Below are 15,759 nucleotides of genomic sequence, written 5' to 3'. Positions count from 1 at the left end.
TATGCCTAAAAACTACACAGCCCCCGCCCTGCACTTTCCCCCGGAACTGCTCTTACAAGCCCAGCCGGTGCGCGTGGTGTTTTTCGATGTCGATGGGGTGCTCACCGATGGCGGTTTGTATTTCAGTGAAGCGGGCGAATCCCTCAAGCGCTTTCACACCCTGGATGGCCATGGCATCAAACTGCTGCAGCAAGCGGGCATTACCCCCGCGGTCGTCACGGGGCGGGACAGCGCTCCACTGCGCCTGCGCCTGCAGCAATTGGGCGTGCGCCACGCCATTTTTGGCACCGAGGATAAATTGCCCGCCGCCCAGCAAATTTTGAACACCCTGGGCCTGGATTGGTCGCAAGCGGCCGCCATGGGCGACGATTGGCCCGACCTGCCCATGCTGCGCCACTGCGCCCTGGCCTGCGCCCCGGCCAACGCCCATCCGGAAAACCTGGCGCTGGCCGATTGGGTCAGTGACTTTGCCGGCGGCCAAGGGGCCGTGCGCCAGCTGTGCGATCTGCTGCTGATGGCCAGCGGCCAGTACCGCCGTTTGCTGGAGCAGTATTTGCCATGAAAACCACCCTGTCCGACCGGCTGAGTTTGTACCTGCCCATCGTATTGATGGGGCTGCTGGCCCTGGGCAGCTGGTGGCTGGTGCGCTCCGCCCCCCGCCCCCTGGCGGCCCAAGCGGTGGCGCTGCCCGAAAACCAACAAGACTACACGGTGGAAGATTTTTCCACCCAACAATTTGCCGCTGACGGGCACTTGACCAGCCAGATTTGGGGCCAGCAAGCGCGGCATTATTTGCAGGCCGATATTTTAGAAATTGACCAAGTGCGCACCCGCAGCCAAGGGGCGCAGGGCGTGCTCACCACCACCTCGGCCCAGCGCGGCATTAGCAACAGCGATGCCTCTGAAGTGCAGCTGTGGGGCACTGCCAAGGTGGAGCGCCACTACCCCAATGGCAAGCCGCCCATGGTGCTGGAAGGAGAATTTTTACATGCCTGGCCTCAGCTGGAGCGCCTGCGCTCTCACCTGCCGGTGACCCTCACCCGGGGGGGCAGCCGCTTTACCGGCGACAGCCTGGAGTACGACAACGCCCGCCAAGTGGCGCTCTTGCAAGGCCGGGTGCGCGGGCACATCGAAGCGCCAAAGCGCACGCGCTAGCCTTGGCCGCTGGCCGAACGTGTCGCGCGATGGCCAGACGTAACAAAGCAGACGTAAAAAAAGAGCCTTGCGGCTCTTTTTTTTGAGATTGCGAACAGGTGCGCAATCTACAGCGCGTGCTTAGTAGCTGCTGCGACGGTTGTAACCGCCGCCGTTGTTGCCACCGCCAAAGCCGCCGCTGCGGGGAGGACGGGGCTCCATCGGGCGAGCGATGTTCACCACCAGATCGCGGCCACCCATGTTTTGGCCGTGGGTGCCTTCGATGGCGGCTTGGGCTTCAGCTTCGCTGCCCATTTCCACAAAGCCAAAACCTTTGGAGCGGCCGGTGTCGCGCTCCATCATGACTTTGGCGCTTTGCACCGCACCGAATGCGCTGAAGGTCTGTTCCAGATCTTGATCGCGGAAAGAGTAGGGCAGGTTGCCTACGTAAAGTTTGTTGCCCATGACAGGACTCCTGAAAGAAAAAAAGAAACGCGATGGAGTCCTGACCAGAATCACACTAAGACAAGAGACGCAAACGCACTCGCTCTTGTGCCCGTGCACGCCGAGAGCGCGGCCATTATCGAGGATATCCACAAGGCTGCTGCAGGTTTTTTCGGGTAATTCGTGCTCTATACAACACCTGTGTTTAGCCCGGCGGCGGCGTTGGGTGATAGGCAGGCTTTTTAGGAGGTGTTTTTGCGCGTCTGGGGTGCTTTCCAGCAAGGCTGCAGCTTCTGCAAGCACAATGCGCGCCCTTATGGATGCTTTGCTTATTTCAACAATGATTGTGGCGCTGGCCGAGATGGGCGATAAAACCCAGCTGCTGGCGCTGGTGCTGGCCGCGCGCTTTCAAAAACCGTGGCCCATCGTGGCGGGGATTTTGATCGCCACCGTGGCCAACCACGCCCTGGCCGGGGCCGTGGGCGTATGGATAACGCAATGGCTGGGGCCAGACATGCTGCGCTGGGTGCTGGGCCTGTCGTTCATCGCCATGGCGCTATGGATGCTGGTGCCCGACAAACTGGACGATGCGGGCATCAAAGAGCACCCCGGCTGGGGCGTGCTGCTGACCACCACGGTGGCGTTTTTCCTGGCCGAGATGGGCGATAAAACCCAGGTGGCCACCGTCATGCTGGCTGCGCAGTACCAAGCCTTTGTGTGGGTCGTCATCGGCACCACGCTGGGCATGCTGCTGGCCAATGCGCCGGTGGTGTGGCTGGGCCACAAGCTGGTGCGCCGGGTGCCGCTGCGGCTGGTGCATGGCATCTCGGCCGCGATTTTTGCCGTGTTAGGGGCGCTGGCCTTGCTGGCGCCGGTGCTTGGAGTATGATGGCCCGCCTAGTTTTTACTAGCTAGTCGCGCCGATTTGCACCAGCTTGCGGGCGCTTTATAAATTCCGCTAAAGACCCGTCCGACGCGATGTTTTCTTTTCCTTCGCCCCGGCCTCGTTTTTAGCGATGCCGGGTTTTTTTATGTCTTTGATCGCCACCCCCCAAACCATGCACTTCCCCGAGGTGCTGCCGCTGCAAAGCGGGGCCAGCATTCGGGATTACCAGTTGGTGTACGAAACCTACGGCCAGCTCAACGCGGACAAATCCAATGCCGTGCTGGTCTGCCACGCCCTGAACGCCTCGCACCACGTTGCCGGGGTGTACCCCAATGAGGAGAAAAGCGAGGGCTGGTGGGACAACATGATCGGCCCGGGCAAGAGCGTGGATACGAACAAATTTTTCGTTATTGGTGTGAACAACCTGGGCTCGTGCTTTGGCTCCACCGGGCCCAAAGACATCAACCCCGACACCGGCACGGTGTACGGTGCCGATTTTCCGGTGGTAACGGTAGAAGACTGGGTCAATGCCCAGGCCCGGCTGCTTGACCGCCTGGGCATCGGGCAACTGGCCGCGGTGCTGGGCGGCAGCCTGGGCGGCATGCAGGCGCAGTCGTGGACGCTGCAGTACCCCGAGCGCATGCGCCACGCCGTGGTGGTGGCCAGTGCGCCCAATCTGACGGCCGAGAACATCGCCTTCAACGAGGTGGCGCGCCGGGCCATCGTCACCGACCCGGATTTTCACGGCGGCCACTTCTACCAGCATGGCGTGGTGCCGGCGCGGGGGCTGCGCATTGCCCGCATGATTGGCCACATCACCTACCTGAGCAACGATGTGATGAACCAAAAATTTGGCCGCCAGCTGCGCGAGGGGCTGGATTTGAAATACAGCACGCAAGACATTGAGTTCCAAATTGAGAGCTATCTGCGCCACCAGGGCGACAAGTTCAGCACGTATTTCGATGCCAACACCTATCTGCTCATTACCCGGGCGCTCGATTATTTTGATCCTGCCCGCAGCTTTGGCGGCCAATTGGCCCAGGCCTACGCCCGCGCCCAGGCCAAGTTTTTGCTGATCAGTTTTTCTACGGACTGGCGTTTTGCGCCCGAGCGCTCGCGCGAGATCGTCAAAGCCCTGCTCGACAACGGCCGCCAGGTCAGCTATGCCGAGATCGACGCGCCGCACGGCCACGATGCCTTTTTGCTGGACGACCCACGCTACATGGGCGTGATGCGCTCCTATTTTGAGAACATTGCCACCGAATTGACCAAGGAGGGCGTATGAGCGATACCGCCACCATGCAGGCCATTGCGGCCCTGATTCCCGCCGGAGCGCGGGTGCTGGACCTGGGCTGCGGCGAAGGGGCCATGCTCGATTTTCTGCAACGCCAGCGTGGCTGCACCGGCTACGGTGTGGAGCTGGACGATGCCAACGTGCTGGCCTGCGTGCGCCGGGGCGTGAACGTGCTGCAGCTCAACCTGGAAGACGGCCTGGCCATGTTCGAGGACAACAGCTTTGACGTGGTGCTGCAGATCGACACCCTGCAGCACCTGCGCAACGCCGAAACCATGCTGCAGGAAACCGCCCGCATCGGGCGCAGCGGCATCGTCGCCTTCCCCAACTTTGCCCACTGGCCCAACCGCCTCTCGGTGCTGCGCGGGCGCATGCCGGTCACGCGCCACCTGCCCTACCAGTGGTACGACACGCCCAACATCCGCGTCGGCACGTTCAAAGACTTTGAGGTGCTGGCCACGAAAAACCGCCTGCGCATCCTGGATGCCTTTGGTCTGGACAACGGCCAGATCGTGCGCCGCCTGCCCAACCTGTGCGCCAGCCGGGCGGTGTTCCACTTTGAACACGCTTAAATAAAAAGAGCTGCTTGCGCTGGTAAATAAACAATTTCAAAGACAAAACGCTTTGAAAGACAATAAAAATCAGCGCAAACAGCTATGCATACAACCCATCCTGCCCCTGCGCTTAGAACGTGTTCACGTTCTTAGGCCAGCCGCCCCGCATCGGCCCCGTACATCTCCAGGGCAATGCGCACCACGGTGGCCACTTCCTCGCCCACGGCGGCGGTAAATTCGGCCTCGGCCTGGGCCGTGGCGCGGGCAAAGCCCTGGTACCACTGCAGGCCGCTGGCGGTGTAGCACACCCGCTTGGCGCGGCGGTCCAGCGGGTCGGGGCGGCGCTCGACCAGGCCCCAGGCCTCGCACTGGTCAATCAAATCGGCCATGGCCTGCTTGCTCATGCCCGCGCGGTCGGCCAAATCGGTCAAGCGGTCGCCCTGCGGGCTTAAATGCCGGGTGATGTGCAGGTGGGCGGCGCTGACCTTGTCGCGCTCGGCCAAGTTCGATAGCGCCAGCGGCACCGCCGCATCCTGCACCATCAGCGTGCGCACGCGCTGGTCAAACTGGCGCAGGGCATGGCCCAACAACTGGCCCAAATGGGTTTGGCGCCAAGCATCTGCGTGCGGGTTATTTTGCAGCATGGTCAGTTTTCCTAAAAATCAAACAAACTGACTAAATTATAGCCATCTGTTGTTTTACATTACTGTTCATTCGTCCAGTCACTGTATTTTTAAACAGGAGTTTCACCATGAACGCCACCGCCCGCACCCCTGCCGCCGCCCCCTCGGAAGAAAAAGCCAAAGCCCTGGCCGCCGCCCTGGCCCAAATTGAAAAGCAATTTGGCAAAGGCACCATCATGAAACTGGGCGAAGGCGAGGTGGTGGAAGACATCCAAGTCGTCTCCACCGGTTCGCTGGGGCTGGACGTGGCCCTGGGCGTGGGCGGCCTGCCGCGCGGCCGGGTGATTGAAATTTACGGCCCGGAATCGTCCGGCAAGACCACACTGACCTTGCAAGTGATTGCCGAGATGCAAAAAATCGGGGGCACCTGCGCCTTCATCGATGCCGAGCACGCGCTGGACACCAGCTACGCGCAAAAACTGGGCGTGAACTTGAATGAGGTGCTGATTAGCCAGCCCGACACCGGCGAGCAGGCGCTGGAGATTGTCGATAGCCTGGTGCGCTCGGGCGCGGTCGATTTGATTGTGATTGACTCGGTCGCGGCCCTGGTGCCCAAAGCCGAAATCGAGGGCGAGATGGGCGACAGCCTGCCTGGCCTGCAAGCGCGCTTGATGAGCCAGGCGCTGCGCAAACTGACCGCCACCATCAAAAAGACCAATTGCACCGTCATCTTCATCAACCAAATCCGCATGAAGATTGGCGTGATGTTTGGTAGCCCCGAAACCACCACCGGCGGCAACGCGCTGAAGTTTTACGCCTCGGTGCGCCTGGACATCCGCCGCACCGGCAGCATCAAAAAGGGCGACAACGTCATCGGCAACGAAACCAAGGTCAAAGTGGTGAAGAACAAAGTCTCGCCGCCGTTCAAAACCGCCGCGTTCGACATTTTGTTTGGCGAGGGCATCAGCCGCATGGGCGAGATCATCGACATGGGGGTGGAGGCGAAAATTTTGGATAAATCGGGCGCTTGGTACGCCTACAACGGCGAAAAAATTGGCCAAGGCCGCGACAACACCCGCGAATTTTTGAAAGAAAACCCGGCCCTGGCCGCCGAAATCGAAAACAAAGTGCGCGCACACCTGGGCGTGGCCCCGGCCGCTGGTGCGGCCCCAGCCGCCGCCGATGCCGCCGAAAAACCCGCCAAACCGACCAAGGCCAAAAAAGGCGAAGTCGATGAGGACGGTGTCATCCTGTAATGGCCGCCGCGCCGTTGAGCCTGACGGCCCGGGCGCTGCGCCTGCTCGCCCAGCGCGAGCATTCGCGCCTGGAGCTGCAGCGCAAGCTGCAGCGCTTTGTGCAACCGGCGGCAGAGCAATCGGCAGCAGAGGAAGGCGCGGCAGAAACTGCGCCCAGCCAGCGCCCGGCCCATGCCGATGGGGCCGCACCCATGCCAACCGCAGAAGAGTTGGCCGCCGTGCTGGACAAGCTCGAAGCCAAAGGCTTTATCCAGCCTGAGCGCGTGGCCCAATCCGTGCTTTACCGCCGCGCCCCCAAGCTGGGCAGCCAGCGGGTGCTGCAAGAGTTGCGGCAAAAAGGCTTGGATGAAGCCATCGTGCGCCAAGCCGCCGATACCTTGCGCGACACCGAGCACCCACGCTGCTGGGCGGTGTGGCAACGCAAATTTGGGGAGGTGGCCAGCACGCCCCAGGAGCGCGCCCGGCAGATGCGCTTTTTGGCCAGCCGGGGCTTTGCGATGGAGGTGATTGGCAAAGTGGTGCGCGGGCAGGCACCGCACGAGGATGCGGCCGAAGATTAAGCGCCGGCGCTAGGGGGCCGGGGCCCCCTTGGGCCACAGCACCCACAGGCGCAAATCCTGCTTGGTGCGGCCCGCAATGTCGCCCGCAATCTCACCCGAACCCATGAAGTAATCGGCCCGCACGGCCCCCACAATGGCGCTGCCCGTGTCTTGGGCCAGCACCAAACGGTTCAAGGCCTGTGTGGGACCGCTGCTGGAGAGCCACACGGGCGTGCCATACGGAATGCTGCGCCGGTCTACGGCAATCGAGCGTTCGGCGGTCAGCGGCACGCCCTGCGCCCCTTTGGGGCCAAAGTTGCTGCTGACTTCATCCAGCGCCTCTTCCCGAAAGAACACATAGCGTGGGTTGCTCCACAGCATCTCTTGCACGCGGCTGGGGTTGGCCTGCGTCCAGGCGGTGATGCCTGGCCACGTGGCATCGCGCACCAGGCCCCGCTCCAACAGCCATTTGCCTACGCTGCGGTAGGGGTGGTCGTTGGTGGCGGCAAAAGCGGCACGCACTTGGCGCTGGCGGCCATCGGGCTCGGTCATGTTCAAACGGCCAGAACCTTGGATGTGCAGGACGAGCACTTTGACCGGGTCGTCCAGCCAAGCAATCTCATGCCCGGCCAAGGCCGCCTGCACGCTGGGGGACGATTCAATTTGCTGGCGCGACAGCCAGGGCTTGCGCTTGCCAAAGCCCTCCACCCCCACGGGGGCGGCGTACAAGGGGTAGCGAAACACGGGGTCGGGCTGGCGCTGCGCATTAAAAAATGGCTCGTAATACGCCGTCAGCATGCCGTTGCTGTTGCCGCTGTGGTCTTCCACCCGGTAGGGCTGCATATGCGTTTGCAGCCAGTGCCAAATTTGGGCGGTATTGGCCAGGCCCAGGCGGCGAATGTCTGGGCACAAACGGGCCAGCGCGGCCGGCGGCGCGGTGCAGCTGTGCTGCCAGGCTTGCAGGGCTTGGTGCACATCGTCCTCGGCCAGGCCGGGCAGTTCGGCCCAGCGCACCGGCACCCAGCGGCTGCCTGGGCGGGCAATGGGCGGGGGCAGCGGCGCTGTATCGGGCACCATGCCCGTGGGCAGCGGGGGCACTTTGTCAGCCATAGGGATATCGCCTTTGCGCGGCGTGGAGCAGGCAATCAAACTACCTACAATGAGCAGCAGCAAGGCGCGGGGAAAAAAGGATGCGGTCATGGGGCCGATTTTGCGCCAATCTGCGCCTTGTCCATTGGCAATCTGTATTGCTTTGATCGTGTGTACCGGCCCTGCTGGCCCGAGGAAAGGACTTTTGTATGCGCAAAATGATGACCATGACGGCCACCGCCTTGGTGGCAGTTTTAACGGTAAGCGGCTGCGCCGATACCGGCATGTCCGATACCCAGCGCCGCACGGCCATTGGCACGGGCGTGGGTGCGGTGGCCGGCGCGGTGATTGCCTCGGCCACGGGCGGCAAAGCGGGGGTGGGTGCGGTGGCCGGCGCAGCCATTGGCGGCATTGGCACCTATATCTGGTCGGCCAATATGGAAAAGCGCAAGCGCGAAATGCAGGAGGCCACCCAAGGCACGGGCATTGGCGTGAGCCAAACGGCAGACAACCGCTTGAAGCTGGACATCCCCAGCGATGTTTCTTTTGACACCGGCCGCTACGACATCAAGAGCAATTTCGCCCCCATCTTGAACCGCTTTGCCGATGGCCTGCGCAGTACGCCGAATTACACGGTGGACATCATTGGCCACACCGACAGCACCGGCAGCGATGCGGTGAACAACCCGCTGTCGATCAACCGCGCCAATGCCACACGCAATTACTTGATCAATCGCGGTGCGGATGGCTCGCGCATCTACACCGAAGGGCGTGGCTCGCGCGAGCCGGTGGCCAGCAACGCCACCATCGAAGGCCGCGCCCAAAACCGCCGCGTCGAAATCTACATGGGTGAAGTGGCACCCCAGCAGCGCTAGGCAAGGTGCTTAATTCAAGCGCTCCACCCCCAGCAGCTTGCAGGCATGGATGGCGTTGCGCAGGGCGGCGATGGCCTCGTAACGGGTAAAGCTGCGCCGCCACACCAGGCTGACGCGGCGCTTGGGCGGGGCGCTGCCGTCGGGCTCCACAATCGGCAGGTAGCGGATGTAGGGCTCGTCCGAGCGGCGACGGCGCGGGCTTTGCAGCGCATCGTTGGCCACCGACAGGCGCGGCACCAGGGTCACGCCCATGCCGGCAGCGACCATGTGTTTGATGGTTTCGAGTGAAGAGCCTTCAAAGCTGCGGCGAATGCCTTCGGCGTTGCTGGCGTAGCGGGCAAATTCGGGGCATACCTCCAGCACGTGGTCGCGAAAGCAGTGGCCCGCGCCCAGCAGCAACATGGTTTCATTTTTCAGCTGTTGGGTGCTGATGGATTCTTGCTGGGCCAGGGGATGGGTGCTGGGCACGGCGGCCAAAAACGGCTCGTCATACAGCGGGGCGATGGCCAGGCCCGTATCAGGAAAGGGCTCAGCCAAGATGGCGCAGTCGATCTCGCCGGTGCGCAGCATTTCCAGCAGTTTGACGGTGAAGTTCTCCTGCAGCATGAGCGGCATTTGCGGCGTGCGGGCAATGGACTGGCGCACCAAATCGGGCAGCAAATACGGGCCGATGGTGTAAATCACGCCCAGGGTGAGCACCCCGGCCAGGGGGTCTTTGCCGCGCTTGGCGATTTCTTTGATTTCAGCCGCCTGGTCCAGCACGCTTTGCGCCTGGCGCACGATGTCTTCACCCAGGGCGGTGATGGTCACCTCGTTGGAGCTGCGCTCAAAGATTTTGACATCCAGCTCTTCTTCGAGTTTTTTGACGGCCACCGACAGCGTCGGTTGCGAGACAAAACAAGCTTCGGCGGCACGGCCAAAGTGCCGCTCCCGGGCCACGGCGACGATGTATTTGAGTTCGGTGAGCGTCATAACTATTTTTTGCTATCAAAGAAACGGTTTGTATCACGCATTCCAATGCAATGGCGCGGCAAGGTGGGGCTTTGGGGCCCTTGCCACGGTTCATGCCTTGAGGTATTCGGCCTTGCTGCCCAGCCAGCGCTCAATGTGCTGCTGCGCTTGGCGCGGATACTGCTGCAGCATCTGCGGGGCCAGTTCCCGCGCCCACTCCAGCAGGGCCATGTCTTGCTCCAGATCGGCAAAGCGCAGCATGGCGGCCCCGGATTGGCGGGCTCCTAAAAATTCGCCCGGGCCGCGAATTTCCAAATCACGCCGGGCGATTTCAAAGCCATCGTTGGTTTCGGCCATGGCACGCAGGCGCTCTTTGCCGTTGTCCGAAAGCTTGCCGCTGTCGCCCACCGAGTACAGCAGCACGCAGGCCGAGGCCACCGCCCCGCGCCCCACGCGCCCGCGCAGCTGGTGCAGTTGCGACAGGCCAAAGCGCTCGGCGTGCTCAATCACCATCAAGGAGGCATTGGGCACGTCCACCCCCACCTCAATCACCGTGGTGGCCACCAGCAGGCCCATCAGGCCGCTGGCAAACATCTGCATCACGGCTTTTTTCTCCGCCGGGCTCATGCGTGAATGCAGCAGGCCAACCAGCACGCCGGGCAGGGCGGCGCTCAGCTCGGCGTGGGTGGCGGTGGCGTTGCTCAGGTCCAGGGTTTCGCTTTCTTCGATCAGCGGGCAGACCCAGTACACCTGCCGCCCTTGGGCCAGCTGGGCGGCCAGGCGCTCGATCAATTCATCTTTGCGGCTGTCGGGCAGCACGCGGGTGACGATAGGGGTGCGCCCAGGGGGCAGCGCGTCAATCACCGAGACATCCAAATCGGCGTAATAGCTCATGGCCAGGGTGCGCGGAATGGGTGTGGCGCTCATCATCAGCAAATGCGGCTCCAGCTTGGCATGGGCCAGTTTTTGCCGCAGCGCCAGGCGCTGGGCCACGCCAAAGCGGTGCTGCTCATCAATCACCGCCAGCGCCAGGTTCAAAAACTGCACCTGCTCTTGAATCACCGCATGGGTGCCCACCACCAAGGCCGCCTGGCCGCTGGCGATGATCTCCAGCATGGCGGTGCGCTCTTTCTTTTTTTGCGCCCCCGACAGCCAGGCCACCTGCTTGCCCAGCGGGGCCAAGATAGGTTCGAGCCAGCCCACCAGCTTGGCAAAGTGCTGCTCGGCCAGGATTTCGGTGGGGGCCATCAGGGCGCACTGCCAGCCAGCGGCAATGCACTGCATCGCCGCCAGCGCGGCGACCACGGTTTTGCCCGAGCCGACATCGCCCTGCAGCAGTCGGTGCATGGGCTGGGTGCGGGCCATATCGGCCGTGATTTCTTGCACCACGCGCTGCTGCGCGGCGGTCAGGGAAAAAGGCAGGGCCGCGAGCAATTGGCTGACGATGGCTGCCTGCTGCGCCGTGGGCTGCAAGGGCGGCGCGGCCAGGCGGGAGCGCTCTTGCCGCGCTTGGTATTGCGAGAGCTGCTGGGCCAGCAGCTCCTCGGCCTTGAGCCGCTGCCAAGCGGGGTGGCTGTGGTCTTGCAAGGTATCGAGCGCCACCTGCGGGCTGGGGTTGTGCAAAAACAAGAGTGCTTCGCGCAGGTTTAATAAAGGTTTTAAGGCATTTCCATCCCAATAGTTAGGAATAGGTGGCGGTGCGTGCTCTGGTAATGTTTCCGGCAGCGCCACCCGCTGCAGCGCACTGGCCACGGCGCGGCGGATATAGGCCTGCGGCAGTCCATGGGCCACAGGGTAAATCGGGGTGAGTGCCTGGGGCAGCGCCCCTTCGGGCTTTTTATAAGTGGGATGCAGCATTTGCCGCCCCCAAAAACCACCCTTGACCTCGCCGCGAATGCGCCAGCGCGTGCCCACGGCCATGGCTTTTTGCTGCGAGGCGTAGAAGCTGAAAAACGTCAGCTGGCAGCTGGCGCTGCCGTCATCAACGGTGATTTTGAGCATCCGCCGGGGGCGCAATTGCACCTCGCAGTCGGTCACAGTGGCCTCGATCTGCACGGTGTCGCCCTCGCGGGCGTTTTTCAGCAAGGTGATGCGCGTTTCATCCTCGTAGCGCAGCGGCAGGTGCAGGGCCAGATCAATATCGCGCACCAGCCCCAGCTTGCGCATGGCCTGCTGCGCTGGGCTGGGTTTGGCGGCGTTTTTGCTGGCCGCTGCTAAGGGGCGATCACTCGAAGAAACAGGCATACATTCTTAACAGTTACGATGATTTTTAAGCCTTTTTACGGGCTAATATGCGAAGTAACATTTTCTCGATTGTGGGCATTTAGCACGTGTTTAAGAAAATCACCGTTCAGCAACTGCGTTTAGGGATGTATATCCACGCTCTGGGGGGCGCGTGGATTCACCATCCCTTTTGGCGCAGCACCTTCGTCTTGGACAATGCCCAAGACCTGCAGCAACTGCAAGCGAGCGCCGTCCCCGAAGTATGGATTGATCTGAGCAAAGGGCTGGACGTGCTGGACGATCGCCAGTCCCCCGTGCACCCCATTGAAACCACCCCGCCCGACATCACCGCCCCTGACCTGCTGGGCACCGAGCCCACGCCGCTGGGCCAAGAAATTGCCCAGGCCCGCGCCCTGTGCGCCCAGGCCCACGATGCCGTGATGGCCATGTTCAGCGAAGCGCGCATGGGCCGCACCGTGAACATGGAGAAAAATTCCATTCTGGTGCAAGAAATCACCAACTCGGTGCTGCGCAACCCCGATGCCTTGATCAGCGTTGCCCGCCTGAAAACCGCCGACAACTACACCTATATGCACTCGGTGGCCGTCAGCGCCCTGATGGTGGCCCTGGCCAAGCAACTGGGGTTTGATGAAGCCAAAATCCACCAAGCCGCCATGGCCGGTCTGCTGCACGACATTGGCAAAGCGCAAGCGAACCTGCACATTCTGAACAAACCCGGGGCGCTGACCGACGACGAGTTCGCCCACATGAAGCGCCACCCCGAGGCCGGTTACGAGCTGCTCAAGCACACCATTGCCGACCAGGCCGTGCTCGATGCCTGCCTGCACCACCATGAGCGCATTGATGGCCGGGGCTACCCGCACCGCTTGCAGGGCGATGCGGTCTCAGAGCTGGCCCGCATGAATGCCATCTGCGATGTGTACGATGCCATTACCTCCAACCGCCCCTACAAACATGGCTGGTCCCCCGCTGTGGCGCTGCAGCGCATGGCCCAGTGGTGCCATGGACATTTGGACAATCGCCTGTTCAGCGCCTTTGTCAAAGCCCTGGGGGTGTACCCCATTGGCAGCTTGGTGCGCCTGAACAATGGCGAGCTGGCGGTGGTGTATGCGCCGTGCGCAAGCAATCTTTTGACCCCCAAAGTGGTGCGCTTTTACGACACCACGCGCAACCAGTTTCTCTGCCCGCCCAAGGCGACCGATTTATCCTGCGTCGCCCATCTGCGGATTTTGCAGCGCGAAGACCCCGACCACTGGTCCTTCCCCGACCTGGACAAAATCTGGCAAGCCGCCGCAGCGCAAGAAACCACGGCCTGCCCCGTCTTGGAATAAAAACGCAAAAGCGCTCCCTGCCTGCCGCACGGAGCGCTTTGCATTCGGGCTTTCCCCAGCTACCGCGCTATCCCGCCACCCAGCGATTGCGCCCCTGATTTTTCGCACGGTACAGCGCCGCATCGGCACAGGCCAGCAGGGCGGCAGAACCGCTGGCGTTGTCCGGGCCGGCATAGGGAATTTGTGCGCACACGCCCACGCTGATGGTGACTACCGGTGCTGCCGTCGAGGCCTGGTGGGCAATGCCCAGCTGGGCCACGGCCTCCACCATGCGCTGAGCCACCTGCTGGGCCCCTGCCAGATTGGTATCGGGCAGCAGCACCACCAGCTCTTCGCCACCATAGCGGGCCACCAAATCCGAAGTGCGGTGCAGGCAACCGGTCAGGGCTTTGGCAATTTTTTGCAGGCAGGCATCGCCATGCAAATGGCCGTAATGGTCGTTAAAGGCTTTAAAAAAATCCACATCCACCATCAGCACCCCCACGGGGCGCTCGCCGCGCAGGGCCAGGGCGCACACCTGCTCCAGGCGCTCATGAAAATGGGCCCGGTTGGCAATGCCCAGCAAGCCATCGGTGCGGGCCATGGCGCGCAGGCGGGCCATGGCCGCCTCCAACTCCTGGGTGCGCTGCACCACCCGGTCTTCAAGGGTTTGATTGGCCTGGGCCAGCTGCATGTTTTGTGTGGATACGGCCGTGTACAGCTTGCCAATCAAGCGCAGCAGCGCCTGGGTGCCATTGTCATGAAACTTGGTTTCAAACTCATAGGCATCGGCCGGGCTGATGCCTTCATGAATCGCCGCAATTTGCCGCGCCATGGATTGGTCAATACCCAAAATATGCAGGCCCAGCCACGAGGTTAAAAACCCCACCAAGGTAGCGCTGGGGTCCCCCATGGCGCTGCGCTGCGCCCACAAAACTTGCACTTGCTCAATAAACTGCTGGTGCATATTGCGGTGGTTTTCCACATGGCGGGTGTCCACGGCGTACTGGGCCATCAGCTCTTCTTCTTCGCGGAAGTGGTATTCGGTGTAGGCCAAGAGGCGGCCATACACATCGGCCAGCAGACCATCGCTGTCGCCGCTGGGATCCAGCACCGCCTGGTTCAGTTCATTGAACAAATCCACCAGCACATGGTGTTGCTGATCGACATGGTCAAACCCTGTGATAAAGCTGTCATCCCAAATGAATGCGTTGTCCATGGTCACCACCTTGCCTCCCTTTTTTACACACGCTTTTTGAGCCCGCCAGTGTAGAACCCATAGTGACAAGTTTCCTGATATCCATCAAGCACCCGGGTGGCAATTTTTTTACTTTCATGGGCAAACCCTAGTCACAAAAAGCATCTGCAGGTTTTGCGACAATCGCCGCCTTATTGTTTCTTGGTACGGGCGTTGTTCCGCCCTCAAGCCTTTTTTGCTTTATGCCTGCCCAACGCTTTACCCTGCGTGATTTTGATTTCGAGTTGCCCGCGCAGCTCATCGCCCAGCACCCCTGCGCCCAGCGCAGCGCCTCGCGCCTGCTCGATGGCCGCAGCCAGCCCCTGGTCGATCGCATCTTTCACCAACTGCCCGACCTGCTGCACAGCGGCGATTTGCTGGTGTTTAACGACACCCAAGTGGTCAAGGCCCGGGTGTTTGGCGAAAAAGCCAGCGGCGGCAAATTAGAGCTGTTGATTGAACGTGTGCTGCCCGGCGGCCACGAGGTGGTGGCCCACATGAAAGTGAGCAAAAAACCCCTGCCCGGAGCCCGCCTGCATCTGTGCGGCGGCCTGCAACACGGCGGCTTTGATGCCACGCTGCTGGGCCGCTGGCCCGATGCCGATGGCCCCCTGTTTCACCTGGCGCTGCACGGCCCACAAGAGGCCACTGCCTGGCAATTGATGGAGCAGCACGGCCACCTGCCGCTGCCGCCCTACATTGAGCGCCAGCAAGCCAGCGGCCACGACCCCGATGCGGCCGAAGATGGCGAGCGCTACCAAACCGTTTTTGCCCGCCAGCCCGGCGCCGTGGCCGCGCCCACCGCCGCCTTGCACTTTGATGCGGGCGTGCTGGCCGCCCTCCAGTCCAAAGGGGTGGAGACGGCCAGCGTCACCCTGCACGTGGGCGCAGGCACCTTTCAGCCCGTGAAAACCGAAGATTTAAGCCAGCACCAGATGCACAGCGAGTGGTACGACATCCCACTGTCCACCCTGGCCGCCCTGGAGCGCTGCCGCCAGCGCGGGGGCCGGGTGCTGGCGGTGGGCACCACCAGCGTGCGCACGCTGGAGTCGTGGGCCGCCAGCGGCAACACCACGGGCGATACCAACATCTTTATCACCCCGGGCTTTCAATTTCAGGTGGTGGATTTGCTGCTGACCAACTTTCACCTGCCCAAAAGCACGCTGATGATGCTGGTCAGCGCCTTTGCCGGGTACGAGCACATTCAGGCGCTGTACCAGCACGCCATTGGGCAGCAGTACCGCTTTTTCAGCTACGGCGATGCGATGCTGCTGCAGCGCCAGTAAGAACGTGTTCATGATCTAAGCCGCCCCCGGCTCAATA

Annotated in this window: 16 protein-coding genes; 10 read left to right on the top strand and 6 right to left on the bottom strand. The window is 62.0% G+C overall.

The features are described 5' to 3' along the window. The first annotated feature begins 1 nt into the window (after window position 1). Together J1777_RS02775 and lptC are read left to right on the top strand one after the other, a co-directional pair. Window positions 2–562 (top strand): KdsC family phosphatase, encoded by a 561-nt coding sequence (locus J1777_RS02775; RefSeq protein ID WP_207574312.1) that lies wholly within the window; start codon window positions 2–4, stop codon window positions 560–562. Continuing rightward, complete coding sequence (gene lptC, locus J1777_RS02770) at window positions 559–1,155, top strand: LPS export ABC transporter periplasmic protein LptC (protein ID WP_207574311.1); 597 nt, start codon at window positions 559–561, stop codon at window positions 1,153–1,155. The genes J1777_RS02775 and lptC overlap by 4 nt, the downstream gene beginning before the upstream one ends. Window positions 1,156–1,275: 120 nt before the next feature. On the opposite strand, the gene J1777_RS02765 is transcribed toward lptC, so the two are convergent. Further along, window positions 1,276–1,599, bottom strand: a complete 324-nt coding sequence (locus J1777_RS02765) for an RNA recognition motif domain-containing protein (RefSeq protein WP_207574310.1) — start codon at window positions 1,597–1,599, stop codon at window positions 1,276–1,278. A 295-nt stretch (window positions 1,600–1,894) separates the two neighbouring features. On the opposite strand from J1777_RS02765, the gene J1777_RS02760 reads away from it, so the two are divergent. From J1777_RS02760 to metW, 3 genes are all read left to right on the top strand, one after another. Further along, the gene (locus tag J1777_RS02760) at window positions 1,895–2,467 is read left to right on the top strand and encodes a TMEM165/GDT1 family protein (RefSeq protein WP_207574309.1); all 573 of its coding nucleotides are present in this window, start codon (window positions 1,895–1,897) and stop codon (window positions 2,465–2,467) included. 142 nt (window positions 2,468–2,609) lie between these two features. Continuing rightward, window positions 2,610–3,749 (top strand): homoserine O-succinyltransferase MetX, encoded by a 1,140-nt coding sequence (gene metX / locus J1777_RS02755; RefSeq protein ID WP_207574308.1) that lies wholly within the window; start codon window positions 2,610–2,612, stop codon window positions 3,747–3,749. Next, on the top strand, window positions 3,746–4,330 hold the full coding sequence (metW, locus tag J1777_RS02750) for a methionine biosynthesis protein MetW (protein ID WP_207574307.1): 585 nt from the start codon (window positions 3,746–3,748) through the stop codon (window positions 4,328–4,330). The genes metX and metW overlap by 4 nt, the downstream gene beginning before the upstream one ends. A gap of 131 nt (window positions 4,331–4,461) precedes the next feature. Here metW and J1777_RS02745 read toward each other — a convergent pair whose 3' ends face one another. Further along, window positions 4,462–4,956, bottom strand: coding sequence for a MarR family winged helix-turn-helix transcriptional regulator (locus J1777_RS02745; protein WP_207574306.1), 495 nt, complete (start codon window positions 4,954–4,956; stop codon window positions 4,462–4,464). A gap of 107 nt (window positions 4,957–5,063) precedes the next feature. Here J1777_RS02745 and recA point away from each other — a divergent pair, with 107 nt between their 5' ends. Continuing rightward, window positions 5,064–6,191, top strand: coding sequence for a recombinase RecA (recA, locus tag J1777_RS02740; protein ID WP_207574305.1), 1,128 nt, complete (start codon window positions 5,064–5,066; stop codon window positions 6,189–6,191). Beyond that, a complete protein-coding gene (locus J1777_RS02735; RefSeq protein WP_207574304.1) occupies window positions 6,191–6,751 on the top strand; it encodes a regulatory protein RecX in 561 nt (186 codons plus the stop codon). Before recA ends, J1777_RS02735 begins: the two co-directional genes overlap by 1 nt. A gap of 9 nt (window positions 6,752–6,760) precedes the next feature. Here J1777_RS02735 and mltA read toward each other — a convergent pair whose 3' ends face one another. Next, window positions 6,761–7,930 carry a murein transglycosylase A gene (mltA, locus tag J1777_RS02730; protein ID WP_207574303.1) on the bottom strand — a complete coding sequence of 390 codons (1,170 nt, stop codon included), beginning with the start codon at window positions 7,928–7,930 and terminating at the stop codon, window positions 6,761–6,763. 98 nt (window positions 7,931–8,028) lie between these two features. Between mltA and J1777_RS02725 the strand changes: the two genes are divergently transcribed. After that, entirely contained in the window at window positions 8,029–8,694 is a 666-nt protein-coding gene (locus J1777_RS02725) for a YiaD family glycine zipper/OmpA-like lipoprotein (protein WP_207574302.1), read from the top strand. 9 nt (window positions 8,695–8,703) lie between these two features. Here J1777_RS02725 and J1777_RS02720 read toward each other — a convergent pair whose 3' ends face one another. Together J1777_RS02720 and recG are read right to left on the bottom strand one after the other, a co-directional pair. Then, complete coding sequence (locus J1777_RS02720) at window positions 8,704–9,666, bottom strand: LysR substrate-binding domain-containing protein (RefSeq protein ID WP_207574301.1); 963 nt, start codon at window positions 9,664–9,666, stop codon at window positions 8,704–8,706. 90 nt (window positions 9,667–9,756) lie between these two features. Beyond that, entirely contained in the window at window positions 9,757–11,889 is a 2,133-nt protein-coding gene (gene recG, locus J1777_RS02715) for an ATP-dependent DNA helicase RecG (protein ID WP_207574300.1), read from the bottom strand. An 86-nt stretch (window positions 11,890–11,975) separates the two neighbouring features. On the opposite strand from recG, the gene J1777_RS02710 reads away from it, so the two are divergent. Then, window positions 11,976–13,220: a DUF3391 domain-containing protein gene (locus J1777_RS02710; protein ID WP_207574299.1), complete on the top strand. Its 1,245-nt coding sequence runs from the start codon at window positions 11,976–11,978 to the stop codon at window positions 13,218–13,220. Window positions 13,221–13,287: 67 nt separating this feature from the next. On the opposite strand, the gene J1777_RS02705 is transcribed toward J1777_RS02710, so the two are convergent. Then, window positions 13,288–14,418, bottom strand: a complete 1,131-nt coding sequence (locus tag J1777_RS02705; protein ID WP_207574298.1) for a bacteriohemerythrin — start codon at window positions 14,416–14,418, stop codon at window positions 13,288–13,290. Window positions 14,419–14,639: 221 nt separating this feature from the next. Here J1777_RS02705 and queA point away from each other — a divergent pair, with 221 nt between their 5' ends. Beyond that, on the top strand, window positions 14,640–15,722 hold the full coding sequence (gene queA, locus J1777_RS02700) for a tRNA preQ1(34) S-adenosylmethionine ribosyltransferase-isomerase QueA (protein ID WP_207574297.1): 1,083 nt from the start codon (window positions 14,640–14,642) through the stop codon (window positions 15,720–15,722). Window positions 15,723–15,759 lie beyond the last annotated feature (37 nt).

It is taken from the genome of Comamonas denitrificans (genome assembly GCF_017368815.1).
Taxonomy (GTDB): Bacteria; Pseudomonadota; Gammaproteobacteria; order Burkholderiales; family Burkholderiaceae_C; genus Comamonas; species Comamonas denitrificans.
This window is presented reverse-complemented; position numbering and strand designations above follow the sequence as displayed.

Excerpts from the sequence above, each read along its gene's own strand:
- J1777_RS02775 (WP_207574312.1), top strand. The coding sequence starts at position 2 with ATGCCTAAAAACTACACAGCCCCCGCCCTGCACTTTCCCCCGGAACTG.
- lptC (WP_207574311.1), top strand. The coding sequence starts at position 559 with ATGAAAACCACCCTGTCCGACCGGCTGAGTTTGTACCTGCCCATCGTA.
- J1777_RS02765 (WP_207574310.1), bottom strand. The coding sequence starts at position 1,599 with ATGGGCAACAAACTTTACGTAGGCAACCTGCCCTACTCTTTCCGCGAT.
- J1777_RS02760 (WP_207574309.1), top strand. The coding sequence starts at position 1,895 with ATGGATGCTTTGCTTATTTCAACAATGATTGTGGCGCTGGCCGAGATG.
- metX (WP_207574308.1), top strand. The coding sequence starts at position 2,610 with ATGTCTTTGATCGCCACCCCCCAAACCATGCACTTCCCCGAGGTGCTG.
- metW (WP_207574307.1), top strand. The coding sequence starts at position 3,746 with ATGAGCGATACCGCCACCATGCAGGCCATTGCGGCCCTGATTCCCGCC.
- J1777_RS02745 (WP_207574306.1), bottom strand. The coding sequence starts at position 4,956 with ATGCTGCAAAATAACCCGCACGCAGATGCTTGGCGCCAAACCCATTTG.
- recA (WP_207574305.1), top strand. The coding sequence starts at position 5,064 with ATGAACGCCACCGCCCGCACCCCTGCCGCCGCCCCCTCGGAAGAAAAA.
- J1777_RS02735 (WP_207574304.1), top strand. The coding sequence starts at position 6,191 with ATGGCCGCCGCGCCGTTGAGCCTGACGGCCCGGGCGCTGCGCCTGCTC.
- mltA (WP_207574303.1), bottom strand. The coding sequence starts at position 7,930 with ATGACCGCATCCTTTTTTCCCCGCGCCTTGCTGCTGCTCATTGTAGGT.
- J1777_RS02725 (WP_207574302.1), top strand. The coding sequence starts at position 8,029 with ATGCGCAAAATGATGACCATGACGGCCACCGCCTTGGTGGCAGTTTTA.
- J1777_RS02720 (WP_207574301.1), bottom strand. The coding sequence starts at position 9,666 with ATGACGCTCACCGAACTCAAATACATCGTCGCCGTGGCCCGGGAGCGG.
- recG (WP_207574300.1), bottom strand. The coding sequence starts at position 11,889 with ATGCCTGTTTCTTCGAGTGATCGCCCCTTAGCAGCGGCCAGCAAAAAC.
- J1777_RS02705 (WP_207574298.1), bottom strand. The coding sequence starts at position 14,418 with ATGGACAACGCATTCATTTGGGATGACAGCTTTATCACAGGGTTTGAC.
- queA (WP_207574297.1), top strand. The coding sequence starts at position 14,640 with ATGCCTGCCCAACGCTTTACCCTGCGTGATTTTGATTTCGAGTTGCCC.